This window comes from Allorhizobium sp. nf9_anc (assembly GCF_056323085.1).
Map to the genome: position 1 here is coordinate 3,526,431 of NZ_CM150481.1, position 25,452 is coordinate 3,551,882.

28 protein-coding genes are annotated in these 25,452 nt (G+C 63.1%); 12 read left to right on the plus strand and 16 right to left on the minus strand.

What is annotated here, in order from left to right; translation table 11 throughout:
• Position 1: 1 nt before the first annotated feature.
• The 4 genes from AC02Y0_RS17205 to AC02Y0_RS17220 form a co-directional block, all read right to left on the minus strand.
• Positions 2-382 (minus strand): DUF6481 family protein, encoded by a 381-nt coding sequence (locus AC02Y0_RS17205; RefSeq protein ID WP_102020698.1) that lies wholly within the window; start codon positions 380-382, stop codon positions 2-4.
• Between the two features lie 30 nt (positions 383-412).
• Complete coding sequence (locus AC02Y0_RS17210; RefSeq protein ID WP_102020697.1) at positions 413-634, minus strand: hypothetical protein; 222 nt, start codon at positions 632-634, stop codon at positions 413-415.
• Between the two features lie 133 nt (positions 635-767).
• Positions 768-977, minus strand: a complete 210-nt coding sequence (locus AC02Y0_RS17215; protein WP_006725042.1) for a cold-shock protein — start codon at positions 975-977, stop codon at positions 768-770.
• A gap of 233 nt (positions 978-1,210) precedes the next feature.
• A complete protein-coding gene (locus AC02Y0_RS17220; RefSeq protein WP_476380065.1) occupies positions 1,211-2,062 on the minus strand; it encodes an EamA family transporter in 852 nt (283 codons plus the stop codon).
• A gap of 88 nt (positions 2,063-2,150) precedes the next feature.
• Between AC02Y0_RS17220 and AC02Y0_RS17225 the strand changes: the two genes are divergently transcribed.
• Positions 2,151-2,654 (plus strand): MarR family winged helix-turn-helix transcriptional regulator, encoded by a 504-nt coding sequence (locus AC02Y0_RS17225; protein WP_476380066.1) that lies wholly within the window; start codon positions 2,151-2,153, stop codon positions 2,652-2,654.
• Here AC02Y0_RS17225 and AC02Y0_RS17230 read toward each other — a convergent pair.
• The 3 genes from AC02Y0_RS17230 to AC02Y0_RS17240 form a co-directional block, all read right to left on the minus strand.
• Entirely contained in the window at positions 2,651-3,250 is a 600-nt protein-coding gene (locus AC02Y0_RS17230; RefSeq protein WP_476380067.1) for an NAD(P)H-dependent oxidoreductase, read from the minus strand. The genes AC02Y0_RS17225 and AC02Y0_RS17230 overlap by 4 nt on opposite strands.
• Positions 3,250-4,860, minus strand: coding sequence for an exodeoxyribonuclease VII large subunit (gene xseA / locus AC02Y0_RS17235; RefSeq protein ID WP_476380068.1), 1,611 nt, complete (start codon positions 4,858-4,860; stop codon positions 3,250-3,252). Before xseA ends, AC02Y0_RS17230 begins: the two co-directional genes overlap by 1 nt.
• A gap of 66 nt (positions 4,861-4,926) precedes the next feature.
• Positions 4,927-6,759: a hypothetical protein gene (locus AC02Y0_RS17240; RefSeq protein WP_476380069.1), complete on the minus strand. Its 1,833-nt coding sequence runs from the start codon at positions 6,757-6,759 to the stop codon at positions 4,927-4,929.
• A gap of 171 nt (positions 6,760-6,930) precedes the next feature.
• Between AC02Y0_RS17240 and AC02Y0_RS17245 the strand changes: the two genes are divergently transcribed.
• Positions 6,931-7,968, plus strand: a complete 1,038-nt coding sequence (locus AC02Y0_RS17245; RefSeq protein ID WP_476380070.1) for a glycosyltransferase — start codon at positions 6,931-6,933, stop codon at positions 7,966-7,968.
• Positions 7,965-8,339 (plus strand): GtrA family protein, encoded by a 375-nt coding sequence (locus tag AC02Y0_RS17250; RefSeq protein WP_476380071.1) that lies wholly within the window; start codon positions 7,965-7,967, stop codon positions 8,337-8,339. The genes AC02Y0_RS17245 and AC02Y0_RS17250 overlap by 4 nt, the downstream gene beginning before the upstream one ends.
• 15 nt (positions 8,340-8,354) lie before the next feature.
• Here the strand turns inward: AC02Y0_RS17250 and AC02Y0_RS17255 are convergent, their stop codons facing one another.
• On the minus strand, positions 8,355-9,341 hold the full coding sequence (locus AC02Y0_RS17255) for a Gfo/Idh/MocA family protein (RefSeq protein ID WP_476380072.1): 987 nt from the start codon (positions 9,339-9,341) through the stop codon (positions 8,355-8,357).
• A 192-nt stretch (positions 9,342-9,533) separates the two neighbouring features.
• Between AC02Y0_RS17255 and AC02Y0_RS17260 the strand changes: the two genes are divergently transcribed.
• From AC02Y0_RS17260 to AC02Y0_RS17275, 4 genes are all read left to right on the plus strand, one after another.
• Entirely contained in the window at positions 9,534-10,094 is a 561-nt protein-coding gene (locus AC02Y0_RS17260) for an isochorismatase family protein (protein WP_476380073.1), read from the plus strand.
• An 11-nt stretch (positions 10,095-10,105) separates the two neighbouring features.
• Positions 10,106-11,074, plus strand: a complete 969-nt coding sequence (locus AC02Y0_RS17265) for a GlxA family transcriptional regulator (RefSeq protein ID WP_476380074.1) — start codon at positions 10,106-10,108, stop codon at positions 11,072-11,074.
• 169 nt (positions 11,075-11,243) lie between these two features.
• On the plus strand, positions 11,244-12,194 hold the full coding sequence (locus AC02Y0_RS17270; protein WP_476380075.1) for an aldo/keto reductase: 951 nt from the start codon (positions 11,244-11,246) through the stop codon (positions 12,192-12,194).
• On the plus strand, positions 12,191-12,643 hold the full coding sequence (locus AC02Y0_RS17275) for an N-acetyltransferase family protein (protein ID WP_476380076.1): 453 nt from the start codon (positions 12,191-12,193) through the stop codon (positions 12,641-12,643). Before AC02Y0_RS17270 ends, AC02Y0_RS17275 begins: the two co-directional genes overlap by 4 nt.
• Positions 12,644-12,649: 6 nt before the next feature.
• Here AC02Y0_RS17275 and AC02Y0_RS17280 read toward each other — a convergent pair whose 3' ends face one another.
• Positions 12,650-13,540 carry a LysR family transcriptional regulator gene (locus AC02Y0_RS17280; RefSeq protein WP_476380077.1) on the minus strand — a complete coding sequence of 297 codons (891 nt, stop codon included), beginning with the start codon at positions 13,538-13,540 and terminating at the stop codon, positions 12,650-12,652.
• Positions 13,541-13,660: 120 nt separating this feature from the next.
• On the opposite strand from AC02Y0_RS17280, the gene AC02Y0_RS17285 reads away from it, so the two are divergent.
• The gene (locus AC02Y0_RS17285) at positions 13,661-14,656 is read left to right on the plus strand and encodes an aldo/keto reductase (RefSeq protein WP_476380078.1); all 996 of its coding nucleotides are present in this window, start codon (positions 13,661-13,663) and stop codon (positions 14,654-14,656) included.
• Between the two features lie 104 nt (positions 14,657-14,760).
• Here AC02Y0_RS17285 and AC02Y0_RS17290 read toward each other — a convergent pair whose 3' ends face one another.
• Positions 14,761-15,621 carry a DMT family transporter gene (locus tag AC02Y0_RS17290; protein WP_476380079.1) on the minus strand — a complete coding sequence of 287 codons (861 nt, stop codon included), beginning with the start codon at positions 15,619-15,621 and terminating at the stop codon, positions 14,761-14,763.
• Between the two features lie 161 nt (positions 15,622-15,782).
• On the opposite strand from AC02Y0_RS17290, the gene AC02Y0_RS17295 reads away from it, so the two are divergent.
• Positions 15,783-17,144, plus strand: coding sequence for an aminotransferase-like domain-containing protein (locus tag AC02Y0_RS17295; protein WP_476380080.1), 1,362 nt, complete (start codon positions 15,783-15,785; stop codon positions 17,142-17,144).
• Here AC02Y0_RS17295 and AC02Y0_RS17300 read toward each other — a convergent pair whose 3' ends face one another.
• On the minus strand, positions 17,145-18,122 hold the full coding sequence (locus tag AC02Y0_RS17300; RefSeq protein ID WP_476380081.1) for a helix-turn-helix domain-containing protein: 978 nt from the start codon (positions 18,120-18,122) through the stop codon (positions 17,145-17,147).
• Positions 18,123-18,168: 46 nt separating this feature from the next.
• On the opposite strand from AC02Y0_RS17300, the gene AC02Y0_RS17305 reads away from it, so the two are divergent.
• From AC02Y0_RS17305 to AC02Y0_RS17315, 3 genes are all read left to right on the plus strand, one after another.
• The gene (locus AC02Y0_RS17305) at positions 18,169-19,083 is read left to right on the plus strand and encodes a DMT family transporter (protein ID WP_476380082.1); all 915 of its coding nucleotides are present in this window, start codon (positions 18,169-18,171) and stop codon (positions 19,081-19,083) included.
• A gap of 140 nt (positions 19,084-19,223) precedes the next feature.
• Complete coding sequence (gene rsgA, locus AC02Y0_RS17310) at positions 19,224-20,246, plus strand: ribosome small subunit-dependent GTPase A (RefSeq protein WP_476384069.1); 1,023 nt, start codon at positions 19,224-19,226, stop codon at positions 20,244-20,246.
• Positions 20,247-20,398: 152 nt separating this feature from the next.
• The gene (locus AC02Y0_RS17315; RefSeq protein WP_444558506.1) at positions 20,399-20,545 is read left to right on the plus strand and encodes a hypothetical protein; all 147 of its coding nucleotides are present in this window, start codon (positions 20,399-20,401) and stop codon (positions 20,543-20,545) included.
• 138 nt (positions 20,546-20,683) lie between these two features.
• On the opposite strand, the gene pheT is transcribed toward AC02Y0_RS17315, so the two are convergent.
• From pheT to rpmI, 5 genes are all read right to left on the minus strand, one after another.
• The gene (gene pheT / locus AC02Y0_RS17320; protein WP_476380083.1) at positions 20,684-23,107 is read right to left on the minus strand and encodes a phenylalanine--tRNA ligase subunit beta; all 2,424 of its coding nucleotides are present in this window, start codon (positions 23,105-23,107) and stop codon (positions 20,684-20,686) included.
• A complete protein-coding gene (locus AC02Y0_RS17325; protein ID WP_476380084.1) occupies positions 23,104-23,394 on the minus strand; it encodes a DUF2442 domain-containing protein in 291 nt (96 codons plus the stop codon). Before AC02Y0_RS17325 ends, pheT begins: the two co-directional genes overlap by 4 nt.
• A gap of 85 nt (positions 23,395-23,479) precedes the next feature.
• Positions 23,480-24,565 carry a phenylalanine--tRNA ligase subunit alpha gene (pheS, locus tag AC02Y0_RS17330; RefSeq protein WP_476380085.1) on the minus strand — a complete coding sequence of 362 codons (1,086 nt, stop codon included), beginning with the start codon at positions 24,563-24,565 and terminating at the stop codon, positions 23,480-23,482.
• A 124-nt stretch (positions 24,566-24,689) separates the two neighbouring features.
• The gene (gene rplT / locus AC02Y0_RS17335; RefSeq protein ID WP_102020678.1) at positions 24,690-25,094 is read right to left on the minus strand and encodes a 50S ribosomal protein L20; all 405 of its coding nucleotides are present in this window, start codon (positions 25,092-25,094) and stop codon (positions 24,690-24,692) included.
• 37 nt (positions 25,095-25,131) lie between these two features.
• A complete protein-coding gene (rpmI, locus tag AC02Y0_RS17340) occupies positions 25,132-25,335 on the minus strand; it encodes a 50S ribosomal protein L35 (protein ID WP_102020677.1) in 204 nt (67 codons plus the stop codon).
• Between the last annotated feature and the right edge of the window lie 117 nt (positions 25,336-25,452).

The following is a 25,452-nucleotide window of genomic DNA, read 5'->3' on the forward strand; positions in this document are numbered from 1 at the left end:
ATCAGCTCTGGCGCGCCTTGCGGGCGGCGTAACGACGGTCGCGCTCGGCCTTGCGGGCTGCTTCGTCTTCGACAACGCGGCTGATGCGCGAAGCTTCTGCGTGTTCGCGAGCGTCCTTTTCGGCGTTGGCCTCGGCAATCAGGGCTTCCTCGCGTTCGCGGGCTTCCTGTTCGGCGCGGGCCTTTTCTTCGGCCTTCAGGCGTGTGCGCTCGGCATGGCGCTGCTCGCGCTCTTCGGCGCGTGCGACGCGCTCAGCCATCCGGGCTTCGCGTTCGGGGTCGGCTGCGGCGTGTGCCGCCTTATAGGCCTGAAGCAATGCCGCCTTGGCGTCTGTTGCTGTGGTGCGGCGTTCGGCCAGGCCATGGTCTCTGCTGAATTTCATCGGTGCTCCGATCTCTTGGACAATAGGGGGTCAGGTGCGTGCGCGCTTGGCGACGAGAGCCGCCGTGGCGCTTTCGCGCGCTTCGCGTTCGCGGGTGAGGCGAGCCTCGCGCAGGCGGATGGTCTTCTCATCGCGCGCCGAGGTGATCGCGTCCTGCTCGTCGATCGCGCGACCGCGCGCGAGAAACTGAGACTGCGTCTTCGCAAAAGCGATTTCGGCGGTCTGGCGCGACTTGGTGAGTTGTTCGGTCATGTCGTCTCCTTTCAGGAGCCCTACCCTTGCGGGCAATAAAAAAAGGCCAGGCGAACCGCCTGACCTTCCGTGGGATCGTGCCTTCGACAGTGCCAGTACATCCGTGGTCAAAGGAAAGCGGATCCCGGATCTATCAGGCTGCCTGCAGGTTGCAGGCCGACATCTTGCCCGACTTGTTGTCGCGCTCCATGTCGTAAGCCAGCTTCTGGCCTTCAACGATTTCGCGCATGCCGGAGCGTTCAACTGCCGAGATGTGAACGAATGCGTCCGGGCCGCCGTTGTCAGGCTGAATGAAGCCGAAGCCCTTGGTGGAATTAAACCATTTTACTGTGCCAGTGGTCATGATGAACCCTTTCATAGCGCATAGAGTGCCGCAGCGCGGATGCGCTGTGGAGGTAACGATTTTTGAAAGGAAGGTTCGACAGGGCGCGGGCTGTTCCGCGCGATAACCAAAGCTTAGCAAGCAACAATCGATGAGCAATAGATAGAGGCAATCCTAATGAAAGTCAACCATCGGTTTTCATTCGGATCCTAATCTCAATCAAAAGTGTAAATTGCAGCAATACAACCAAACCCTCATCCGGCACTGGCCCGCTGCGCCATCCATACGCTTGCAAGCACCGTGACGAAGCCGAGAATCTGCGGCAGGCTGAGGCTCTGGCCGAGCAGCAACCAGCCCAGTAAAGTGGCGACAAGAGGGCTCAGGAACCCGAGAGAGGCGACGGCTGCGGGTTCGAGCCGCGCGATCCCCCGGAACCAGATGATGTAGGTGAGCGCGCCGCCAACCACGCCCAGCCACAGGAAGCCCAGGATGTTGAGGCCTGTCAGCGGCGGTAGTGGCGGCTCGAGCAGAAGGGCGAGCGGGACGAGCAGAAGGCCGCCCGCAGTCAGCTGCCATGCCGTAAAGGTCAGTGCCGGCACATCCGGCTGCCAGTGACGTGTCAACACCGTTCCGGCTGCCATGGAAAGCGCTCCGGCCAGTCCGGCGGCTATGCCGATCGGGTCGAGAGACGCACTCGGCGTCAACACGAGCAGCCCGACACCGCCCAGTCCGGCCAGTGCGGCGAGCACGGCAGCCGGTCGGATCCTTCGCCCCATGACCAGGCGCGCAAGGCCGATGACGATCAACGGCTGGACGGCACCGACGGTCGCTGCCACGCCACCCGGCAAGCGGTAGGCGGAGATAAAGAGCATGGCCCAGAAGAAGGTGAAGTTCAGCGCACCGAGGATCGTGACGCGCCACCACCAATACCCACGCGGCAGCGTGCGGAAGACAAGGAGCAGCAGAAGCCCTGCTGGCAGGGCGCGCAGCATCGCCACATGCAGTGGATAGCCAGCAGGAAGCAGCTCAGTTGTCGCGACGTAGGTCGTCCCCCAGATGGCCGGGGCAAGCGCGGTTGTCGCGAGGATCAAGCGTTTCGAATTCATCTTCGTGTCAAGTATCTCGATGTCAAGGTAACCGGAAGATAGGAGGTTTTATCTTGACGTCAAGATACATTCGCCGCTAACTGCCTTCATGACCAAAAGCGATCAAGACGCCGTCGATCAGATCCTCCACCAATGGAACCGGGAGCGCCCGGATCTCGATGTGACACCGATGGGGCTGATCGGACGGCTCGGACGGCTTCGCGCCCATATCTCGCGAGCGCATGACACGGTCTTCCAGCGCCACGGGTTGAACAGCGCGAGCTTCGACCTGCTCGCGACGCTGCGCCGCTCCGGCCCGCCCTTTCAGCTGACGCCTTCGGATCTTCTGGAAACGATGATGATCACATCAGGGACGATGACGAACCGGATCGATCAGTTGGAGAAGCAGGGACTGGTGGAGCGGCTGCCGCATCCCGAGGACCGTCGGGCCCTGCTGGTCGCACTGACGGAGAAGGGACGCGTGGTGATCGACTCTGCCGTCACCGAGCATGTCGAAAATCAGCATCACCTGGTCGAGCCCCTGACGCTGGAGGAGCGAACGGTTCTGGACGGGCTGCTGAAGAAGTATCTGACGGCTTTCGAAACGCCCTAGAGGCTTGCAAAAGCGGCCTTGATCATTGTCAGGAAGTTCCGGCGCTTCTCATCCGTCGCACGGTCCATGTCGTGAATGGCGAGCATGCGAAAATCCACGCCCTTGGCACAAAAGGCGGCGACGCCGCGCTTCAGGATGCGCTTGACCGGATTGCCCATGTAGAGATGCACCACCCACCAGGGTGAGCCGGTCGAGGTCACGACCCAGAAGCTGCGGATATTGGTCATCAACGGCACGATCCGCCCGCCGGCCTTGTCGTGGCCGAAGGCGACGCCGGGGACGAAGATGCGGTCGATGAAGCCCTTCATGATCGCCGGCAGGTTGAACCACCACTGCGGAAAGACGAGCACGAGACCATCGGCCGCCTTCAGACGCTCGACGATGCCGGCGACTGCCGTCGGTTGATAACCAGGATCCATATAGGCGGCGCGTTCGGCTGCCGTCAGGCGCGGGTCGAAGTCCTCGGCATAGAGATCGAGCAGATCGACCGCATGCCCCTTCGCTTCCAGCGTCTCGACCACGGTTTTCGCTGCAGAAGCGGCGAAGCTATCCGGCAGGGGGTGGGCGAGTACGACGAGAAAGCGCCGGGCGGCCATCAGAACAGACTGCCCTGCCCGGCCGGCGGCTCGCTCTTGCGCACCGGCTTGGACACGGCTGCGGCCCGGGCCGGCTGTGCTACCGACGATTCCGGTGGTGCTACACCTTCGCCGGCGACGGCCGCAACGCGGCCATCGGCGAATTCGATCGCGATCGCCTGGCCATGCGAAAGTCCTTCGGCACGGGACAGCGGGCGATCGTTTTCGTCGCGGATCACGGCATAACCGCGGGCAAGCACGTTCTTGTAGGACAGCGACTGCAGGACGCGATCCTGCGAGACCAGGGCCTGACGCGCACGGCGGAGGTCGTTCATCACGGCACTGTCGGCACGACGACCGAGGCTTTCCAGCCTGTCCTTCGAGCGCTCCGTCATCGCCTTCAGCCGCGCGGGAACTGCCGTCAACGTGGCGTCGAAGCGGCCGAGGCGCGCCTTGTTGCGCTCGATCAGGCGCTCGATAACGCGTTCGGCGCGGATACCACTCTCCGACAGCTTCTGCTTACGCTCCACCAATTGCCGCGCCAGCATATCCGGCGAGAGCTTGGCCGCCGCGCGCTCGAAGCTGCGGCGCTTGTTCATCGTGTTGAGTTCGAGACTGCGCCCGAGACCGGCGGCCGCCTCGTCGAAGCGGCGGCGCGGCAAGGCCAGCAACTGGTCGAGCGAGGGCAGCGCGCGGACCAGGCTGCGCAGGTTCTGCCGGCGATTGTCCATCTGGCGGTTCATCGCACCGGACAGCCGCGCGGCAAGCGTTGAGACCTGCGCCTCGAGATCGGCTTTGACAGGGACCGCCATTTCGGCCGCCCCCGTCGGCGTGGGTGCGCGGACATCGGCGGCATAGTCGATCAGCGTCCAGTCGGTCTCGTGGCCGACGGCCGAGATCAGCGGAATGGTGCTGGCTGCGGCTGCACGCACCACCGCCTCGTCGTTGAAGCTCCAGAGGTCCTCGAGGCTGCCACCACCGCGCGCGACGATCAGCACGTCCGGCCGCGGGATCGGCCCACCAGGCTCGAACGCGTTGAAGCCGTGGATGGCATTCGCCACCTCGTCGCCGGAGCCTTCGCCCTGCACCTTCACCGGCCAGACCAGCACATGCACCGGAAAACGGTCGGAGATGCGGTGCAGAATATCGCGGATGACGGCACCGGTCGGCGATGTCACGACCCCGATCACCTTCGGCAGGAAGGGCAGAAGCTGCTTGCGCGCCGGGTCGAACAGACCTTCAGCCGTGAAGCGGCGCTTGCGTTCCTCGATCAGCGCCATCAAGGCGCCGGCACCGGCCGGCTCCATCTGCTCGATCACGATCTGGTATTTCGACGAGCCGGGGAAGGTCGTGACCTTGCCGGTCGCGATCACTTCCATGCCCTCTTCCGGGCGATATTTCAGCTTCGAGAAGGAGCCTTTCCAGATCACCGCATCGATGCGGGCTTTGTCGTCTTTCAGACTGAAATAGGCATGGCCCGAGGAATGCGGCCCGCGATAGCCGGAGATTTCGCCGCGCACACGCACATGATCGAAGGATGTTTCGATGGTGCGCTTGATCGAGCCCGAGAGTTCCGAAACGGAGAACTCGGTGAGGTTCGTCGGCGAATCGCTGTCGAAGAAATTGCTCATGGCCATTTCCTAGCGGAAAATCAGAGCGAGATCAGCCCGCCTACGCCGGTGATCCCGCGCTTTCCGTCAGGGCAGTTCGACGCTGTATATCTGCATGCTGGAGGAAGGGTCGACCGGTAACCGTCGGAGATAGGCCGGCACCTCGCCCTTCATCATGCCGGCATAGAGACCATCGGCCTTGGTCAGGGCGATCTTCTCCGTCTGCGGGAAATCCGGGCAGAAGACGAGGATCGTCGCGCCCGCGCCGCGCAGGAAGGCTGCCGCCTCCTCGGGCTTGGAAAGGCCGACATGCAGCTCCGTCAGCATGCCGCCCTGGTTACGGTGATAGGGACCGGAAAGTGCCCGGTGGCGGGTGAAGCGCAGGATCTCCGGGCCCATATCGGCGGCGGCAACCACCACGCCGGTCGGCAGGTCGTTGAGTGCGGCAAACCCGGCCGGAGCATCGCAGGCGGCTGTCTGCTCGGTTGTTGCAGCCGGTGTCTGGGACAGGCCCTTCACCCGATTGGTAACGCCCGCCGTGCCCTCGACGAAGAGCACGCCGAACAGCGCCCAGGCGCTCGGGACAGAAAGAAAGGCGGCGAGCGCAAAGAGCAGGCCCGTCCCCAGCTGATCGGGTTTTTCGCGCGCCTTGCGACGCAGTTCTCCGATCAGCAGGGCCAAGGGCGGGATGGCGAGCAGATTGGCGAAGATGGCACCGCGCACCTGGATGAGCGCGATCAGCCAGCAAACAGCGACCAGTGCCAGGACAATCGCGTGGGGCCGCACCCGGTCACCGTTGAGGATGCGGAAAAGGCAGACACAGATCGCGAAGAAGCCGACGGCATAAAAACCACCAAAGGCAGCCGGTTCCTTGGCGAACTGGTCGAGGAACGACTGCGCTTCGATGACACCGGCAAGCCACATGGACTGCAGAAGCGGGTCGAGTTCGCTTAGCGGGTTCTGCAGGCATTGCGGCGCGATCGTCACCGCACCGAGGCCAACGAGCACACCGGTGACGCCAATCGCTGCGATGCGTAGGCGCAGATTGCCCATGCCCGGCAGCTGGGTGGCGATGAAGAGCGAGGCGGCGCCGATGCCGACCACGGCGTAAAAGCCGACCGACAGACTGTCACAGGTGACATCGGCATATTGTGACGGCGGAACCGTCGCAAAGAAAAAGGCCGAGAGGCTGACCAGAAGGGTGAGCGAGAAGGCGCGGGCGGCTCTCGCATAATCCTCGCCTTCCACGGCCCACAGCACACCGACAATGGCGCAGGCCGCTGCCACGAAAGGCGTTGTTTCGGCGCCGATCGCGATGGCGGCAGCGGCCGTGATGCCGGCAAGGGCATGCCCGGCTACGCCGCGCGCGGGATCGATCAGGCCGGCTGCGATCGTGGCGACCAGGACAAGCTGGACATTGTGATGGTCGATCGAGCCTGGCAGGAAGCGATTGCCGGTGATGACGAAGACGGAGGTCAGCAGCAGAGCGAGATGCATGGTGACATTATCGCCGATCCGACGCGCAGCGGTCGCGATAGCTGCCATCAGCGGCAGGATTAGCATGAGCGGCCAAACGAGAAGCGCCAAGGCTTCGGCCTGTTCCATGGGCACGATCTGGGCGAAGGCGCGGATCAAGAGCGCGATCGGCAGATCGATCAGGCGCGACCAGTGCATCAAGGTGCCACCGTCGAGCCCTAGCCGATACTGCGTCAGGTCGAACCAGGACTGGCCGGCCAAGAGATCGCGCACCTGCACCAGGCGCATGACATCGTCATTGTCGCTGCCGACATAATCACTGGCGGCTGGCAGATTGAGCAGAGCAATCACGACCATGGTGACAAGGCCGTAAACCAGCGTCCAGAGAAGGAGCCGACGCGTGGTGGAGGGTCTCGACGCGCTCGGCAGGGTAATGTCGGCCATGCTTGGTCAAACCTCCAGGCCCGCCAGGCAATATCCCCTCCGGGAATTCAGCGGCAGACCATATTTCAAAGACTGATCTTCTCCGAAACCTAGCCTTAACCTTCTCAAGAAATAGTAAAATCAATGGTGGCCTTAGGGCTGCCCGAACCCCAGCGCTTTGAGCAGGTCCCCATGAGCCGTGCGGCCACCCCTTCCCTCGACATCGCCGTTCTCCTGCCATGCTACAACGAGGCAGCCACGATCGGGCAGGTCGTGACCGATTTCCGCACGGCACTGCCGGAGGCGAAGATCTATGTCTATGACAACAACTCGACCGACGGCACGGCGCTGAAGGCCATGCTGGCGGGCGCGACTGTCGTGCGCGAGCGCCGGCAGGGCAAGGGCCACGTGGTGCGCCGGATGTTCTGCGACATCGACGCCGACATCTACATCATGGCCGATGGCGACGGGACCTATGGACCCGCCGACGCCGAGGAACTGATCCGCACGCTGATCACCGAGCGCGCCGACATGGTGGTCGGCACACGGCGCGGCGTGCATGATGATGCCGGCCGCAACGGTCATGCCTTCGGCAACCGGTTGTTCAACCTGCTGTACCGCGTGCTGTTCGGCAATGACTTCACGGATATTCTCTCCGGCTACCGCGCCTTCTCGCGCCGCTATGTGAAGAGCTTCCCGGCCGTTTCCGCCGGCTTCGAGATCGAGACGGAAATGTCGGTGCATGCCTCACGGCTGAAGCTGCCGGTCTGCGAGATCGAGCTCGATTACGGTCGACGTCCTGAGGGTTCGCATTCGAAGCTCTCGACCTTCAAGGATGGCTTCAAGATCCTCTGGATGTTTGCCATGCTGATGAAGGAAACGCGGCCCTTCGCCTTCTTCGGCCTGATCGCGGCCGGCCTGATGGGCGTCAGCCTCGGCTTCATGGCACCGGTGCTCTACGAGTTCTTCACCACCGGCCTCGTCTCGCGCATGCCGACCTGGATTGCCGCGATGGCACTGACAATGATGTCCTTCCTGTCGTTCACGGCAGCGCTCATCCTCGATTCCGTCGCGCGCTCGCGCGCCGAGCAGCTCAGGATCCACTATCTGACGCTGCCGGCCCTCAGCACGGGGAAGGTCCAGGCTGAGCCCGTATCGGCGGACGAAAAGCCGAAGCGTGAGCGTTCTGCCAAGACTGCGGCCAAGGGCGGCTCGTCCCGCGCGGCATGAAGAAGTTCCTGCGCTTCGTCGTCGTCGGCGCCACCGGCTTTCTCGTCGATGCCGGTGTGCTTTGGCTGTGCCTGACCTTCACGCCAATCGGACCGCTTGCCGCCCGGATCGTGGCAATCGCGGTTGCCATGACCACGACCTGGCTGCTCAACCGCCATTTCACCTTCGGCGCCTCGAAACGCTCTGTTGTCAGCGAAGGCTTTCGCTATGGCTTCATCGGCGCGGTGACATCGCTGATCAATTACGGGGTCTATGCCCTGCTTCTGATCGGCTCGCCGCTGCTCAGCCCCTATGCCGCGCTGGTCTTTGCGTCCATCGCGGCCATGCTGTTCAGCTTCTTCGGCTATTCGCGCTACGTCTTTCGCCGCTGAGGGACGAGAAGCGGCTTACACCGCTTCCCAGCCGTCCTTGCCCGCTGCCCGATAGATCGCGTCGATCAGCTTCTGGTTCGCCTTCGAGCTTTCCAGCGTGACGACCTCGCCCTTGGTGCCGGCGACTGCGCGGGCAAAGGCTTCGGCTTCCAGCTTGTACTGGCGGCTGTCGGGGAAGCGGAAGATCTGCGAGACGTTATGGCCGCGATTGGTGAGCTCGACTTCCTCGGCGCCCCAGCGATCGGCATTGAACGGCGACTTCACCTCGATGAAGCCATCCGTGCCGTGGAAGACCATCAGCTGGCGATTGGCCATCTGGGTCGAGACGTAGAAGTTCAATTCGAAATCGGCAAAGTCAGCCTTCACGCTCGCATAGATATCCGTGCCGAAGTCCGGATCGCGCTCGATGGTCGACTGGACGCGCACCGGCTCTTTGCCCGTGACGAAGCGGGTGGTGATTGTCGGATAGACGCCGATGTCCGGAAGCGCGCCACCACCGAGTTCGGGGATGTTGCGCATGTTGCCGGGGTCGCGGTTGAAATAGGTGAAGGAGCCCTGGACCATCTTCAACGTGCCGATGGCGCCTTCGGCGAGCAATTCGCGGACCTTCAGCCAGACGGGTGCGTAGGTCACCATATAGGCTTCCGTGATCAGCACCTTGTTGCGCTCGCGCGCCGCGATGATCTCGTCGATCTCTTCAGCCTTCAGCGCGATCGGCTTCTCGCAGAGCACATGCTTGCCGGCGTCTGCCGCCTTGATCGCCCATTCGACATGCTGCGAGGTCGGCAGCGGAATGTAGACGGCGTCGATGAGGTCGGAGGCGAGCATTTCCTCGTAGGAGCCAAAGGCATGGGGAACCGAGAACCGGTCGGCCATCTCACGCGCCTTGGCCAGATCCCGGCTCGCAACTGCCGTCACAACAGCGTTTTCGGCATCCTGGATCGCCGGCACCACAAGCTCGCGACCGATCTTGGCCGTCGACAGAATTCCGAAACGCAGCATCTGTAGTCCTCCTCAAAATGTCGGGGCGGACATTAGGCGAAGCTCTGGCAGGGCGCAACGGGTTGTCAGACAATCAGCTTGCGCCGAGAAGGTCACGCTTGGCCGAAAATGTCCGCTCTTCGTCCGGCAAGCGCATGGTGACTATGAACCAGGGATCTATGCTAGTCTTCATCGCAAAGACAGGAGACGAACATGTCCGCTCAAGACACTGCCCTTATCGTGGTCGACGTTCAGGAGAGCTTTCGCCAGGCACCCTATTGGGACGCGTCTGAACTGCCCACCTATCTGTCCCGCCAGCAGGCGCTGATCGATGGCGCGAAGTCGGCCGGCATGCCGATCGTGCAGATCTTCCACGTCGACACCGACGCTACCTTCACGCTTGAAAGCGGCTTTGTCCGCACACTCGACGAGATCACGATTGCGCCGGACGTGACCTTCCACAAGGGTGTGCATTCCGCCCTGGTCGATACCGGGCTTGACGCCTGGCTGCGCACAAACGGCATTCGCCGCGTCATCGTCTCGGGCTTTCGCACCGAGCAGTGCTGCGAGACCACGTCGCGCCACGCATCCGATCTCGGCTTCGAAGTTGACTTCGTGACCGAGGCCACGCTGACCTTCCCGATGACGCATGCCTCGGGCAAAGTCTTCTCTGCCGAGGACATCCACATCAGGACGGAACTGGTGCTATCAGGCCGCTTCGCCCGGATCGCGACGGTCGAACAGGCGCTCGCGCCCCTTTCCGCCGCCGCCTGAGATTGCCCACCATGGACGTGATCCCGGTCTTCATCCTCGTTCCGCCTGACACCCTGCTGATCGACATTGCCGGTCCGCTGGAAGTGTTGCGTTATGCGAACCAGGAACAGGACCGGGTGCGTTTCGACTATCGCTACATCTCGGCCGCACCCCGGCAGCAGACCTCGATCGGGCTGATGCTGGACGGACTGGAGCCCCTGCCCGACAGCCTGCCGGACAATGCGATCCTGATGATTTCGGGAAGTCTCACCGTCGGCATCGAGGAGATTGCGCGGGACGCGGAACTGAAGACACTCACGCGCTGGCTGACCCGCACGGTACGCCCCGACACACGGCTCGTCACCATCTGCTCCGGTGCGCTGCTGGCTGCTGCCGCCGGGCTTATGGAGGGGCATCAATGCACCACGCATGCCGAGTGTCTGGACGAGCTGCGCTCGCTCGCCCCGACGGCCAGCGTGTTGGAAAACCGGCTTTATGTCGAAGATTGCAACCGCTTCTCGAGTGCAGGGATCTCGACGGGCATCGACCTGATGCTGCATCTCGTCAGCCGCTTCGCCTCGCCGCAGGCAGCCCTTGCTGCTGCCCGCAAGATGGTCATCTATCTGCGCCGCAGCGGCCAGGATCCGCAGATGTCGCCGTGGCTTTCGGGGCGCAACCACATCCATCCCGCCATCCACCGGGCCCAGGATGCGATCATGGCCGATCCGGCGCGAGACTGGTCGCTGCCGGGCCTCGCCGACATCGCGCATTTGAGCGAACGGCATCTGTCACGCCTCTTCCGCGAGCATGTCGGTCAGTCGGTCGTCGATTACGTCAACCTCATGCGGGTAACGCTCGCCCAGGAGCTTCTCAAGCAATCGAGGCTCAACATGGAAAGTCTCGCGCATCGCGCGGGTTTCGCCTCCTCGCGGCATATGCGCCGGGTCTTTGCCCAGCATCATGGCCTGTCACCCAGCGCGTTTCGTAAGACTGGAGACTGAAAGCCCCCACGACACTGGAAAGCCGCAATGCGAGACCCATATCGAGGCCATGCGCGGGCGATAGGACAAGCCCGCTTCAGAACCCATCAATGCTTTTCAATGGTGCCGTCGACTTACGCTTGATAGCGTCGCTCCAATCCTTCCTTCCCCCATCTATCCGAGGCTTCCCATGCAGAAACGTGCTCTCGGCCGCACCGGCCTTTCGATCGCCCCCGTCGTGCTCGGTGGCAATGTCTTCGGCTGGACCGCCGACGAGAAGACCTCATTCGAGGTTCTCGACCGCTTCTTTGACGCTGGCTTCAACACGATCGATACGGCCGACATGTATTCGCTCTGGGCGGACGGCAATGTCGGAGGCGAAAGCGAGACGATCATCGGCAACTGGCTGAAGCGCGGTGGCGTCAAGCGCGAGGATGCCGTCATCGTCACCAAGGTCGGCGCCGATCTCGGTGGCAAGCGCCGGGGCCTCAGTGCACGCCGCATTGCGGAGGCCGTCGAGGATTCGCTCCGCCGTCTGCAGACCGACTATATCGACCTCTACCTCGCCCATTGGCCGGATGCGGAAACCGATGACGAGGAGAGCCTTGCCGCCTTCGGCAAGCTGAAGGACGAGGGCAAGGTTCGCGCGATCGGCTGCTCCAACCTCGATGCCGAACAGCTTCAGGCGACCTTCGACGCAGCAAGCAAGGCCGGCGTCGGGCGTTACGATGTCATCCAGCCGGAATACAATCTCTACACGCGTGCGAAGTTCGAAAATGATCTTGCTGATCTCTGCCAGCGGGAAGAGATCGGCGTCATCACCTATTACGCCCTCGCCTCCGGCTTCCTTACCGGCAAGTATCGCAGCGCTGCCGATACCGAAGGCAAGGCACGCGGCGAGGATATGGAGCCCTATCTCAACACACGGGGCTTCCATATTCTCGGAGCCCTTGACCAGGTGGCTGCCGAAACAGAGACCAGCCCTGCTACCGTCGCCATCGCCTGGGTTGCTGCCCAGCCGGGGATCACCGCACCGATCGCCTCAGCCACCAGCCTCAGCCAGCTCGACAGCCTGATTGCCGCCGGTAAGCTTGAACTGACGAAGGCGCAGATCGAAGCCCTTAATGCGGCCAGCGCATGAGCCACCCTCTCGTCATTCGGGACGCCACGGCGGCTGACGAAGCCGCCTGGCGGGGCCTCTGGGAGCAGTATCTCGCCTTCTACAAGGTAGACCTCGCCGAGGATGTCACGGCCCATACCTGGGCACGCATTCTCGATCCGTCGTCGCGCGTCGCCATGCGCGTAGCGGAGGTGGACGGCACTCTGGCCGGTTTTGCCATCCACCATTTCCATGATTCCACCTGGGTGAAGACGCCGGATTGTTACCTGGAGGACCTCTTCCTCGATGCAACCTATCGCGGCCAAGGCATCGGGCGGGCCCTGATCGACGATCTGATCGCGATCACGAAGGCAAAAGGTTGGTCCCGGCTGTACTGGCATACCGACCGGGACAACGCCACGGCGCGCAAGCTCTATGACACCTACGCGCCGGAAGACGGCCATGTGCGCTACCGGCTGAAGCTCGGCTGATAGCTGTCAGCCCCGCCAGCGGAAGAAATCGATGAAGGCTCGAAGCGCCGGGCGCATCTGGCGGCGGCTGGAATAGTAGAGCGAGAAGCCGTCGAAGGGTGGACACCAGTCGTCGAGCACGCGGATGAGCCGCCCCTCGCGGATATCGGTCTCGACACCGGTGTCGAAGAGATAGGCGAGGCCTGCGCCATCGATAGCGGCCTGTCGCATCAGGCCCTGATCGGAGAGGATCAACGGTCCCCGGACATTGATCGACAGCGCGCGGCCGTGCTTCTCGAACTCCCAGCGATAGATCGTGCCGCTCTGGAAGCGCCGGCGTATGCAGGCGTGTTCGGTCACGTCACGCGGTTCGACGGGGAGCGGATGCCTTGCGAAATACTCCGGCGAACCGACGACTGAACCACGCCATGGACCACTCATCCTGACGGCAATCATGTCGGCATCGAGATGTTCCCCCAAACGCAAACCGGCGTCATAGCCCTTCTCGACGATATCCTCGAAGCGGTCGTCGGTGACGATTTCCAGCTCGATCTCCGGATAGGCGGCGGCAAAGGCGCCGAGCCGCGGCGCGATCAGGCTTTGCGCCGCCAGCATCGGCATGGTGATGCGTAGCACGCCCGCCGGCCGACCGCTGTTATCGGACAGTGCCTCGATAGCAGAAGCGATGTCGGCCAGTGCCGGCTGCAGCGTCTCCAGAAGCTGGCGCCCCTCCGCTGTCGGCGCAGCACTCCGCGTTGTGCGTGCCATCAAGCGAAGGTTCAGGCTCTCCTCCAGGGATGAGATCGCATGGCTGACCGCAGAGGGCGCAATGCCGAGTTCGGCGGCCGCCTTGCGGAAGCTGCCGTGATGGGCGACGGTGGCGAGGACGGCGAGTTGCGAAAGCTGGGTCCGGTTCATTGTTCGAAATAATAGAACAAGGTGATCGGGTCTGCATGCATTTTCTGAAGAGAGCGCGTGCTCTAGTTTGCCATCACCGGCGCGGCAAGACTGCGCTTGCCCATATCACAGGAGGCCATCATGAAGACCCGCACACTCGGCTCACTCACCACTTCGACCATCGGTCTCGGCTGCATGGGCATGAGTCACGGCTATGGCACCAATATCGACGAGGCGGCGGCACAGAAGCTTTTCGATCGTGCCGTTGAACGCGGTGTCACCTTCTTCGACACGGCTGAGGTCTACGGCCCCTTCACCAATGAGGAACTCGTCGGCAAGGGCCTGAAGCGCCACCGCGACCAGGTGGTGATCGCCACCAAGTTCGGCTTCACCATCGGCGACGAGGCCAAGGCCGCGCGTCCCTCCGGTCTCGACAGCCGGCCGGAGCATGTTCGGGCCGTTGCCAAGGCGTCGCTGAAGCGGCTCGGCGTCGAGGTCATCGACCTTTTCTACCAGCACCGTGTCGACCCCGACGTTGCGATCGAGGAGACCGTCGGCGCCATGGCGGACCTCGTCAAGGAGGGCAAGGTGAAGGCGCTCGGCCTGTCCGAGGCAAGTGCCGCAACGCTGCGGCGGGCCCATGCCGTGCATCCGATCTCCGCCATCCAGAGCGAATACTCGCTCTGGACCCGAGACCCCGAGACCAACGGCGTGCTCGACACCTGCCGCGAACTCGGCATCGGCTTTGTGCCCTTTTCGCCCCTCGGTCGCGGCATGCTGACGGGCGCCCTGAAAGACCTCTCCAAGCTCGGCGAGAACGACTTCCGCCGCGGCTTGCCGCGCTTCGATCAGGAGAATTTCGACGCCAATCTGGCGCTGGTCACGGCACTCGAAACCATGGCGGCCGAGAAGGGTGTGTCGCCCGGTCAGCTGGCGCTCGCCTGGGTTCTCGCCCAGGGCGATTTCATCGTGCCGATCCCCGGCACGACGAAGATCGCCAATCTCGACAGCAATATCGATGCGACCGGGATCACGCTCTCGGCCGACGATCTCGCTGCGCTGGCGAATGCCGTTTCACCCGACAAGGTGGCCGGCGCGCGCTACAACGAGGCCATGTCCAAAATGGCGGGACGCTAAAGTCTCTCGAGTACTTCCGCCAGGAGCCGGAAGTACTCGATCTGCCTTGTTTCGACGCAGTCCGGACGCAAAACCGCTTACGCACTTTTGCTGGACATGCTCTGTCAAGCAAAGCGCCGGCTTGCCGCCACGCAGAGAACGACCAGCAGGGCTGTCGCCAGCATGGGAAGGCTTACCTTTTCATGCAACAGCCCTGCGGCCAGCACGAAGCCGAGAAACGGCTGCAGCAACTGCAACTGGCCGACGGAGGCGATGCCGCCCAGCGCCAGGCCGCGATACCAGAAGATGAAGCCGATCATCATGCTGAACAGAGAAACGTAAGCCAGCGACAACCAGCCGGATGTCGAAACCGCGCCAAGATCCTCCGGCAGGGTCCAGAGCGCGAGCGGCAGCATCACCGGCAGCGACAGCACCAGGGCCCAGCTGATCACCTGCCAGCCGCCAAGCCGACGCGACAGGCGCGCGCCTTCGGCATAGCCGAGGCCACAGGCAAGGACTGCGGCGATCATCAGCCCGGCACCCGCGATCGCCATATCCGCCGTCGTCGACAGCGCGAAACCGGCAACCAGCGCCGCGCCCGTCACGGAAAACATCCAGAAGACTGCAGAGGGACGCTCGCCGGCCCGCAACACGCCGAAGAGAGCGGTGCAGAGCGGCAGCAGGCCGACGAAGACGATCGACTGGGCCGAGTTGATGCTTTTGAGCGCCAGCGCCGTCAACAGCGGAAAGCCGACGACAACACCGAGCGCTACGACCGCCAGCGGCAGCAGATCGCTGCGCAGGGGGCGCTTCTCCCGCATCGCAATCAGCAGGGCAGCGCCCAGAAGTGCCGCGATCACGGCGCGCGCCGATGTTAGGAACAGCGGGGCAAAATCGGCGAGCCCCACCCGCGTTGCCGGCAGCGAGCCGCTGAAGATCAGCACGCCGATGAAACCGCTGGCCCAGGCCTTCCACGACGTCGTCATTTTCGTCTCCTTTTGTCTGTCCTTCCGTATCGCGCGGAGGGACTGGCGCATCCAGAGACGGAGCGATACAATCTGGCCAAACTGTATTGATGACAAAGGCCATACAGATGAATGAGCGCGTTCAACCACCGGAGCCTCCCGCCTCACGGACGGCGCAGGTCATGGCCGATATTCGCGGGCGCATAGGCTCGGGCCAGCTGGTGCCAAACGACCGGCTGCCATCGATCCGCCGGCTGGCCAGAGAGCTCTCGGTCTCGCCCTCCACCGTCGTCGAGGCCTATGACCGGCTGTCTGCCGAGGGGCTGATCCGTCCGCGCCCGGGCTCCGGCTTCTTTGTGACCGAGGCCGGCCGCACGCCCGCACCACTTGTCCGGCTGGAGCCGCCCCGCGCGATGGAAGTGGACCCCTTCTGGGTAGCGCGCCAGGCGCTGGATGCCGATCCCGGCACATCGAAGCCCGGCTGCGGCTGGCTGCCGCCGGACTGGATGCCGACCGCCCTCCTGCATGCCGGCATGCGCAGCGTGCTGCGCCAGGCGACCAGTCTCACGACCGATTACGGTCCTTCGCGCGGCAGTGCGGCGCTCAGGCGTTTCGTCGAGACGCGGCTGCGTCAGCAGTCGATTACGCTGTCCGAAGATCAGGTGCTGCTTGCAGGTTCTGCCACACAGGCGCTCGATCTCGTCTGCCGGCTGCTTTTGCGCCCCGGCGACCGCGTCATCGTCGATGATCCCTGCTATTTCAATTTTCAGACACTGCTGCGCGCCCATCAGGCCATCGCGATCCCCGTGCCCCATACCGAAAACGGCCCTGACATCGCCGCCTTCGAGGCCGCTGTCACGCACGAGGCGCCGCGGCTTTATCTCACCAATTCCGGCCTGCACAATCCGACCGGCGCGACGCTCTCGCCGCAGATCGCCTTCCAGCTGCTCGGCATCATCGCCCGGTCGGACATGCTGGTCGTCGAGGACGACATCTTTTCCGATTTCGAGCCGGAGCCGGCGATCACGCTCGCCACACTCGACGGGCTTTCCCGCGTCATCCGTATCGGCAGTTTTTCCAAGACCATCTCGGCCTCGCTGCGAACGGGCTTCATCGCCTCCGACCCCGAGCGCATCCGACTGCTGACCGACCTGCAGGTCGCGACCCAGTTCGGCGGTCCGAGCCAGGTGGCGACAGAGGCAATCCACAGCGTGCTTTCAAGCGGCGGCTATCGTAAACACCTTGAGCAATTGCAACGGCGCCTCGACACCGAGCGGCGCGCGACAGCAACCCGTCTCGGCGACCTCGGCATCGCCCCGGTTCTCACGCCACGCGGCGGCCCCTATCTCTGGTGTCACATGCCCAAGGGCATCAGCTCGACCGCGCTCGCCCAGGCCGCTCTGCCCCAGGGCGTAGTGCTGGCGCCCGGCAATGTCTTCAGCCCCTCGCTCTCGGCAGACGGCTTCATGCGCTTCAACGTGGCGCATATGGGCGATGCCCGCCCGTTTCGAGTTCTGGAACGGGCATTGAAGGCGATGGGATAATCAGCCGCTGACCGCCCGGCGATAGGCCGACGGCGTTGTGCCGGTCACCGCCTTGAACATCCGCGTCAGGTGGCTCTGGCTGCTGAAACCGCAGGCCGAGGCGATCTGAGCGATCGGTTCGGTGCCGGCGAGCATACGCCGGGCCCGGTCGATGCGCCGGTTGAGGATGAAGTCATGCGGGGAGACGCCGCAGCTTGCGCGAAACATCCGCTGTAGATGGAATTCGCTCAGATCCGCCAGCTTTGCCAGATCCTTCAGCGTGATCGTCTGATCGAGGCTCGCCTCGATATGCTCGACCAGCCGCCGCCGCAGGACGGGTGCCAGACCGCCGCGCAGGACGGGGCGCCGCTCGCCGCCGTAACGCGGATCGGCAAAGAGTTGCCCGACGGCCGAGACGATCGCCTGTTCGGCGAGCATCCGGTTGCCGCCCTGGGTGGCAGTGGCCAGATGCACCAGCGCCTCCGCCAATCGTGGCGCCTCGTCGAAGGTCGCTTCCGGCAGAAGCATCAGCCGGGAATCGCGATCAAAAGTTTCGGAGAACAGGCGGCGCAACTCGCCATCAGCGACGTAAAGATGCACGAACTCGAAATTGTCGGTGATCTCCCATTCGGACGAGGCCCCCTGCGGCATGATGCAGAGGGCACCCGGCCAGCCGGCAATGCTGCCGGCATCAATCCGCCGCGTGCCATCGCCGCCGCGCAGGTAGCAGCTGAAGGTGTGGCCGTCGGTGCGCTCGTAGCGCATGCGATCATGGCTGTTGCGCCAGATCGCGCTTGCCCGGCCCTCGCCAAGGTCAAGCGTTTCCCCACGCTCGGCACGGGACGAGGCGGACAGGGAGCCGAAGACGGTGGCGGTGTGCAGCATGGATGGTCCTTGAAAGATCGTCTGCATTCTAGCGCGCTTGATGCGCCGCGCCATCACCAATCGGGCACCCTTGGCCGACAGGCCGAAGTTAACCGCAAGATCGTGCAAGAACATGGGTCATCTCAGGCGTTACCTGCCTTTCGAAAGCGAGGCGCATCCCATGACCAATCTTCTTCTCTTTTCGTCGACCGTGCTGATCTGGGGCACGACCTGGATTGCGATCGCGCTGCAGATCGGGCCGGTGCCGGTGCTGGTCTCGGTCTTCTATCGCTTCGCGCTTGCCGCCCTCGTGCTTGTCGGTGTGCTGGCCCTCACAGGTCGCCTCAAGGTGCCGACGCTCAAGCAGCAGCCCTTCATCCTTGTCCAGGCGCTGTCGCTCTTCTGCTGCAACTTCCTCTGCTTCTATCATGCGGCAAGCTATGTGCCCTCGGGCCTGATCTCCGTCGTCTTCTCGCTCGCCACCGTTTACAACGCCGTCAATGCCCGGATCTTCTTCGGTGATGTGATCAAGCCACGCACGCTGGTCGCAGCCGGTCTCGGCGCCACCGGGCTTGCGCTGCTCTTCGGGCCTGAGATCTTCATCGCCGTCAATCCGGACAGCTGGAAGGGCATCGGCCTTTCGGCGCTCGGAACGCTGTTCTTTTCCTTCGGCAACATGGCGTCTCGCCGCAACAGCGCTGAAGGCATCGCGCCTGTCACCGCCAATGCCTGGGGCATGAGCTATGGCTCGATCGCGCTTCTCGCCCTGATCGGCATCACCGGCACCCCCATCGTGCTGCCGCCGAACCAGACCTATCTCGCCGCCCTCGTCTATCTCTCCGTCATCGGCTCTGTCGTCGGCTTCACCACCTATCTGATGCTGGTCTCGCGCATCGGCTCGCAGAAGGCGGCCTATGCCACGGTGCTCTTCCCGGTCGTCGCCCTGACGCTGTCGAGCCTCTACGAGGACTATCACTTCACGCCGCTCGCGATGGTCGGTCTTGCGCTGACGCTCGCGGGCAATGCCGTCATGTTCGCCCGGCTGCCGCGCCGCCAGCCCGTCACCGCCGGCGAACCGGCGGATCTCAAGGCCTGATCGCATTCCGGCGCCTGCGACGGATGGCGCGGACGATTTCCCGCGTCAGCGACGACATTCTGCGCTATGAGAAGCGTCACCGTCTGATCCCAACGCTTGAAAGTGTCCATGGTCCAACGTCTTGCCTCGGTGGTCCGTCCTTGACCGGCCTTAACGACACCGCCGCGCTCGCGCGGCTCGGCTTCAACGCCTTCTTCGCTGAGCAAGTGACGGCCGACGAAGCCGAGCTCCTGGTGCGCCGGATCTCCTCGGTGCATCGCGACCGTCTGGAGGCGATCGATGCGACGGGGCCGGTGGAGATCGAGCTTCCGCCCAACAGCAACACGGCCGATTTTGCCGTGGGCGACTGGGTTCTAGCCGCTCCCTATACCGGTCTGCTCGTGCGTCGCCTGGATCGCCAGACCGTACTGCAACGGCGGACTGAAGGCGCATTCGGCCAGCAGCTTGCCGCCGCCAATGTCGACACGCTGTTTATCGTCACCTCCTGCAATGCCGATTTCAACGCTGCCCGGCTGGAACGCTATCTGGTGATGGCCAATGAAGCGGGCACGCGCCCTGTCATCGTGCTCACCAAGGCCGATACGGTCGACAATGCCTCCGTCTACGCCGATGAAGCCAAGGGTCTGCAGCGCGATCTTCCCGTCGTCATCGTCAATGCGCGCTCGCCTGAAGCCATCGACCCCCTTATGCCATGGTGCGGCCCGGGCCAGACTGTCGCGCTGGTCGGCTCTTCTGGTGTGGGCAAGTCGACGCTGGTGAATACGCTTGCCGGCCACGGCGCCGAGACGGCTCAGAAGACCGGCGCGATCCGCGAGCATGATGCAAAGGGGCGGCACACGACAACGGCCCGTTCGCTGCATGCGATCGCCAGCGGCGGCTGGGTGATCGATACGCCCGGCATTCGCACGCTCTATGTCAGCGACATCACCGACGGCATCGACACGCTGTTTGCCGAGATCACCGAGCTTGTGCCGCATTGCAAGTTTCGCGATTGCAGCCATTCGCACGAAAAAGGTTGCGCCGTGCAAGCCGCGATCAAGGACGGCACGCTCGAGCCTGCCCGTCTCGAGCGCTGGCGGCTGCTGCAGGCGGAAAACCGCGACCGCACGCCCGTCTATTCCGGGCCGAAGGGCAACAAGACGCTGCGCAAGAAGAAGTATTGAGCTTTCGGTCTCTTATCCCTACATAAGGGATATCAGCGACGCCCTTCGCATGCGTCGCATCCGCTCGCCACATGCGAGCTTTTCTTCCCCGTTTACCGCGACATTCCAGGCTCCGGCATCCTGCCGGCGCACTTCCAGAATTGGAGACCAGCATGGCAGACGACAACACCAAGGGCTATGAGGCCATACCCTTTGCCAAGAAGCACCGCATCTCGGTCGAAGACGCCAAGGCAATCCTTGCCAAGCACGGCGACGACCGCAAGTCCGCCGACAAGGAAGGCCGTCGCGTCAGCCTCTAAGGTATGATGACGAAGCCTGACCTTCCTGACGGTCCATGACCCTCGGGTGCACATCAAAAAGCCCTTTCCCCGACATGCAGGGAAAGGGCTTTTCTTTGTCTCATCGCAAGCGGCCCAGGTCCGCTCGCCATCACAAGATCAGGCGCGCAGTGTGCCGCCCGTGGACTTTTCGACATTGCCGACGATCTTCTTCGTCAGCGCATCGAAATCCTCGTCGGTCAGCGTCTTGTCGGTCGGCTGGATCAGAACCTCGATCGCCACCGACTTCTTGCCCTCGCCGACGGATGCGCCCTCGAAGATATCGAAGACATTGACGCCCGAGATCAGCTTGCGATCGGCGCTTGTCGCCGCCTTGATGATCGCGCCGGCTTCAACCGCCTTTTCGACCACGAAGGCGAAGTCGCGCTTCACCATCTGGAAGGCCGAAAGCTCGAGCGCCGGCTTGGTGCGGGTCGCCTTCTTCTTCGGCTCCGGCAGGGCATCGACATAGATTTCGAAGCCGCAGAGCGTGCCGGAAACGTCGAGCGATTCCAGCGTCTTCGGATGGAATTCACCGAAGGTGCCGAGGATGACCTTGGGGCCGGCCTTGATCGTGCCGGAACGGCCCGGGTGGTACCATTCGGGGCCACCCTGCTCGATCTGGACATTGCCGGTGGGGATGCCACAGGCTTCGAGTACGGCGAGCGCATCGGCCTTTGCATCAAACACATCAACCGGCTTGCCGCCGCCCTTGGCCCCATTCGACCACATGCGGCCGGAACCGGCAATCGACGCCGTGCCACGGCGCACGCCACCGGCGACGCGCCGCTGCGTGTCGGGAGTGTCGCCTTCATAGGTGCCGGAAACTTCGAAGATCGCCACATCGCCAAAGCCGCGGTCGGCATTGCGCTGGGCAGCGGTCAAGAGGCCCGGCAGCAGCGAGGGCCGCATGTCCGACATATCAGCTGCGATCGGGTTGACGAGCTTCAGCTTCTCGCTGCCACCGCCGAAGAGCTTGGCATGCTCGGCCGAAATGAAGGACCAGGTGACGGCTTCTAGCATGCCGCGCGAGGCAAGCGCCCGGCGGGCCGAGCGCGTGCGGATCTGCAAGGTCGTCAGGATCTTGGCATTGACCGAACCGGTCGGGGGCAGCGGCTCCGGCTTGATGTTGTCGACGCCAAACATACGCATGACTTCTTCCACCAGATCCGCCTTGCCGTCGACGTCAGGACGCCAGGAGGGAACGGAAACCTTGGCTGAGGTCTCGTCGCCCGAGAGGACTTCGAAGCCGAGGGCTGTCAGGATCTGGCGCGACTCGTCGTTGGAAACGGTGAGCCCCGTCAGGCGCTTCACTTCCGAATAGGGGAAGTCGACCACCTTCTTCTCATGGCCCTTGTAGCCCTCGACCTTGGCTGCTGCTGCCGTGCCGCCGCACATTTCGAGCACCAGCTCGGTGGTGCGCTCCAGACCCGGGACCATATATTCCGGATCGACGCCCCGTTCGAAGCGGTAGCGCGCATCGGTGATGATGCCATGGGCGCGGCCGGTCTTGGCGATGTTGATCGGATCCCAGAGCGCGGATTCGATCAGCACGTTGACGGTGTTCTCGTCACAGCCCGAATGCTCGCCGCCCATGATGCCGCCGATGGATTCAGGACCGTTGTCGTCAGCGATGACGACATTGTTCGGGTTCAGCTTGTAGGTGCGGGTGTCGAGCGCGAGGATTTCCTCGCCGTCCTTGGCCCGGCGCACGACAAGCGCACCCTTGACCTTGTCGGCGTCGAAGACGTGCATCGGACGGCCCTGGTCGAAGGTCATGTAGTTGGTGACGTCGACCAGCGCCGAGATCGGACGTAGGCCGATTGCGAGCAGACGCTGCTGCATCCACTTGGGGCTCGGGCCGTTCTTCACGCCGCGCACGAGGCGATAGGCGAAGCCCGGGCAGAGATGATCTTCCAGTTCGAGCTTCACCTGATGCGGAGTCTCGCCTTCGACCTTGAAGGCGGGCGCCTTCGGGGCCTTGAGCTTGCCGAGACCGGAGGCTGCGAGATCCCGCGCGATGCCGAACACGCTCGTGCAGTCCGGACGGTTCGGCGTCAGGTTGATCTCGATGACCGGATCGTCGAGGCCGGCGTAAGATGCGAAGGACGTACCAACAGGCGCATCCTCGGGCAGGTCGATGATGCCGTTGTGGTCCTCGGAGATGTTGAGCTCCTTTTCGGAGCACATCATCCCATGGCTTTCGACGCCGCGGATCTTGCCGACAGAGAGCGTCACATCGATGCCGGGCACGTATGTGCCGGGACGGGCCAAGGCACCGATCATGCCGGCTCGCGCATTCGGCGCGCCGCAGACGATCTGCACCGGCTTGCCGTCGCCGGCATCGACCGAGAGCACCTTCAGACGATCGGCCTCGGGATGCTTTTCCGCCGTCAGGATCTTGGCAATGACGAAGGGCTTGTAGGCCGCCTTGTCATCGACATCCTCGACCTCAAGCCCGATCGCGGTCAGTCGCTCGCAGATTTGCTCAAGCGAAGCCTCGGTTTCCAGGTGATCCTTCAGCCAGGAGAGTGTGAATTTCATTGTCTCGTTCCCATCTGCATCTTGCCCGAAGCGTCCAGCGGTCGCGCGCCTGACGCCTGCCTTCCGAGGAGCATGCTGACCACCGTCACATCGAGATCGATGTCGGGCCAGTGAATGCTCGACGGCATGAATTCCACGTTGTTCCGCTCCACCGGCATCGCCTCCTGAAGGGGCGGGTACCACCAGACCGGGACGCTGACGATACGACCGTCCGTCAGTTCCACATGCAGCAGGTCGTCATCGCAAAGCAGATCGACCGGCCGCATGTTTTCGAGATGTTCAATCACGTCACATTTGCCTTCATTCACAGGGATGGGGCAGCCTCCAACTGCCCCCTCCATCTGGCCGCCACGGCAGCCAGTTATTCGCAGATCAGCTGCTCAAACCGCCGAAAAGGGTCGGCACGTCCAGCGGGCGGAAGCCGTAATGGCTCATCCAGCGGACATCGGCGTTGAAGAAGTCGCGCAGGTCCGGCATGCCGTATTTCAGCATGGCGATGCGGTCGAGGCCCATGCCCCAGGCGAAGCCCTGGTATTCGTCCGGATCGAGACCGCCGGCGCGCAGCACGTTCGGGTGAACCATGCCGCAGCCGAGGATTTCCATCCAGTCCTTGCCTTCGCCGAACTTGACGATCGGGCCCGAGGAACGGTCGCACTGGATGTCGACCTCGAAGCTCGGCTCGGTGAACGGGAAGAAGGACGGGCGGAACCGCATGGTGACGCTGTCGACCTCGAAGAAGGCCTTGCAGAACTCTTCAAGAATCCAGCGCATGTTGGCGACATTCGCCGTCTTGTCGATGACGAGGCCTTCGACCTGGTGGAACATCGGCGAATGGGTCGCGTCCGAGTCCTGGCGATAGGTCTTGCCCGGAATGACGATGCGGATCGGCGGCTTCTGGGCTTCCATGGTGCGCACCTGCACCGGCGAGGTGTGCGTGCGCAGCACCTTGCGCTCACCGTTCTCGTCCGGTGAGAGGAAGAAGGTGTCGTGCATCTCGCGGGCCGGGTGGCCTTCGGGGAAGTTCAGCGCCGTGAAGTTATAATAGTCGGTCTCGATATCCGGACCTTCGGCGATCGAGAAGCCCATGTCGGCGAAGATCGCGGTGATCTCATCGACGATCTGGCTGATCGGATGGATGCGACCGCGCTCGGCCGGCGAGGAGCGAACGGGCAGCGAGACATCGAGAGTCTCGGCCTTCAGGCGGGCGTTGATCGCCGCATCCTTCAGCGCCGTCTTGCGCGTCGTGATCTCCTCGGTGATCTCGTTCTTCAGCGCGTTAATCGCGGCGCCGCGCGTCTGGCGCTCCTCCGGGCTCATCGTGCCGAGCGTCTTCAGGAGTTCCGAGACCGAACCCTTCTTGCCCATGGCCGCCACGCGTACCGCCTCGATCGCCAGTTCGTCCGCGGCGGCGGCGATATCGGCGAGAAGCTGCGTCTTCAAACTGTCGAGATCGGACATATTCCGTTTCCTGCCCTTTGTGTCGCGCCGTGATACCGTCACAGCCTAACGGTCAAAGAAAAACCCGCGCCAGCCGTACCAGCGCGGGTTTCCCAATACATGAATTCAGTCGGGAAGCGCTGGCTTACTTGACCGCGCTTTCAAACTCGTTGGCCGTGCCGGCGTCCTTGAGATAGGCAAGCGCCTTCTTGGAAGCTTCGACCAGCTTTGCAAACGTTGCCGTCTCATGGATAGCCATGTCGGACAGAACCTTGCGGTCGACTTCGATGCCAGCCTTGTTCAGGCCGTCGATGAAGCGGCCGTAGGTCAGGCCGTGTTCGCGGACGGCAGCGTTGATACGCTGGATCCACAGAGCGCGGAAGTTGCGCTTGTTGTTCTTGCGGTCGCGGTAAGCAAACTGCTTCGAACGATCAACGGCAGCCTTTGCTGCGCGGATCGTGTTCTTGCGGCGGCCGTAGAAGCCCTTGGCCTGCTTGAATACCTTGTTGTGCTTGGCGCGGGAAGTTACGCCACGTTTTACGCGTGCCATGTCATGATCTCCTTAATTGTCCAACAGCGATCGGGTCTCAGAGACCGTTCGGCAGGTAGTTCTTGATGACCTTCTTGCCGTCAGGTTCAGCCAGAACCATCGTGCCGCGGGCATCGCGAATGAACTTGTTGGACCGCTTGATCATGCCGTGACGCTTACCAGCAGCAGCCGCGAGGACCTTGCCGGAAGCCGTGATCTTGAACCGCTTTTTCGCGGAGGATTTCGTCTTCATCTTGGGCATTTTGCTACTCCATTGTTCTTGTATCGAAACAGGCAGACGAATGCCCGTTTTCAAGCATAAAGAACGGCCACGGCATGCCCTGCCGGACCGTTCGGACGGGCGCTTATAACCGCAGAC

Excerpts from the sequence above, each read along its gene's own strand:
- AC02Y0_RS17205 (WP_102020698.1), bottom strand. The coding sequence starts at position 382 with ATGAAATTCAGCAGAGACCATGGCCTGGCCGAACGCCGCACCACAGCA.
- AC02Y0_RS17210 (WP_102020697.1), bottom strand. The coding sequence starts at position 634 with ATGACCGAACAACTCACCAAGTCGCGCCAGACCGCCGAAATCGCTTTT.
- AC02Y0_RS17215 (WP_006725042.1), bottom strand. The coding sequence starts at position 977 with ATGACCACTGGCACAGTAAAATGGTTTAATTCCACCAAGGGCTTCGGC.
- AC02Y0_RS17220 (WP_476380065.1), bottom strand. The coding sequence starts at position 2,062 with ATGAATTCGAAACGCTTGATCCTCGCGACAACCGCGCTTGCCCCGGCC.
- AC02Y0_RS17225 (WP_476380066.1), top strand. The coding sequence starts at position 2,151 with ATGACCAAAAGCGATCAAGACGCCGTCGATCAGATCCTCCACCAATGG.
- AC02Y0_RS17230 (WP_476380067.1), bottom strand. The coding sequence starts at position 3,250 with ATGGCCGCCCGGCGCTTTCTCGTCGTACTCGCCCACCCCCTGCCGGAT.
- xseA (WP_476380068.1), bottom strand. The coding sequence starts at position 4,860 with ATGAGCAATTTCTTCGACAGCGATTCGCCGACGAACCTCACCGAGTTC.
- AC02Y0_RS17240 (WP_476380069.1), bottom strand. The coding sequence starts at position 6,759 with ATGGCCGACATTACCCTGCCGAGCGCGTCGAGACCCTCCACCACGCGT.
- AC02Y0_RS17245 (WP_476380070.1), top strand. The coding sequence starts at position 6,931 with ATGAGCCGTGCGGCCACCCCTTCCCTCGACATCGCCGTTCTCCTGCCA.
- AC02Y0_RS17250 (WP_476380071.1), top strand. The coding sequence starts at position 7,965 with ATGAAGAAGTTCCTGCGCTTCGTCGTCGTCGGCGCCACCGGCTTTCTC.
- AC02Y0_RS17255 (WP_476380072.1), bottom strand. The coding sequence starts at position 9,341 with ATGCTGCGTTTCGGAATTCTGTCGACGGCCAAGATCGGTCGCGAGCTT.
- AC02Y0_RS17260 (WP_476380073.1), top strand. The coding sequence starts at position 9,534 with ATGTCCGCTCAAGACACTGCCCTTATCGTGGTCGACGTTCAGGAGAGC.
- AC02Y0_RS17265 (WP_476380074.1), top strand. The coding sequence starts at position 10,106 with ATGGACGTGATCCCGGTCTTCATCCTCGTTCCGCCTGACACCCTGCTG.
- AC02Y0_RS17270 (WP_476380075.1), top strand. The coding sequence starts at position 11,244 with ATGCAGAAACGTGCTCTCGGCCGCACCGGCCTTTCGATCGCCCCCGTC.
- AC02Y0_RS17275 (WP_476380076.1), top strand. The coding sequence starts at position 12,191 with ATGAGCCACCCTCTCGTCATTCGGGACGCCACGGCGGCTGACGAAGCC.
- AC02Y0_RS17280 (WP_476380077.1), bottom strand. The coding sequence starts at position 13,540 with ATGAACCGGACCCAGCTTTCGCAACTCGCCGTCCTCGCCACCGTCGCC.
- AC02Y0_RS17285 (WP_476380078.1), top strand. The coding sequence starts at position 13,661 with ATGAAGACCCGCACACTCGGCTCACTCACCACTTCGACCATCGGTCTC.
- AC02Y0_RS17290 (WP_476380079.1), bottom strand. The coding sequence starts at position 15,621 with ATGACGACGTCGTGGAAGGCCTGGGCCAGCGGTTTCATCGGCGTGCTG.
- AC02Y0_RS17295 (WP_476380080.1), top strand. The coding sequence starts at position 15,783 with ATGGCCGATATTCGCGGGCGCATAGGCTCGGGCCAGCTGGTGCCAAAC.
- AC02Y0_RS17300 (WP_476380081.1), bottom strand. The coding sequence starts at position 18,122 with ATGTTCTTGCACGATCTTGCGGTTAACTTCGGCCTGTCGGCCAAGGGT.
- AC02Y0_RS17305 (WP_476380082.1), top strand. The coding sequence starts at position 18,169 with ATGACCAATCTTCTTCTCTTTTCGTCGACCGTGCTGATCTGGGGCACG.
- AC02Y0_RS17315 (WP_444558506.1), top strand. The coding sequence starts at position 20,399 with ATGGCAGACGACAACACCAAGGGCTATGAGGCCATACCCTTTGCCAAG.
- pheT (WP_476380083.1), bottom strand. The coding sequence starts at position 23,107 with ATGAAATTCACACTCTCCTGGCTGAAGGATCACCTGGAAACCGAGGCT.
- pheS (WP_476380085.1), bottom strand. The coding sequence starts at position 24,565 with ATGTCCGATCTCGACAGTTTGAAGACGCAGCTTCTCGCCGATATCGCC.
- rplT (WP_102020678.1), bottom strand. The coding sequence starts at position 25,094 with ATGGCACGCGTAAAACGTGGCGTAACTTCCCGCGCCAAGCACAACAAG.
- rpmI (WP_102020677.1), bottom strand. The coding sequence starts at position 25,335 with ATGCCCAAGATGAAGACGAAATCCTCCGCGAAAAAGCGGTTCAAGATC.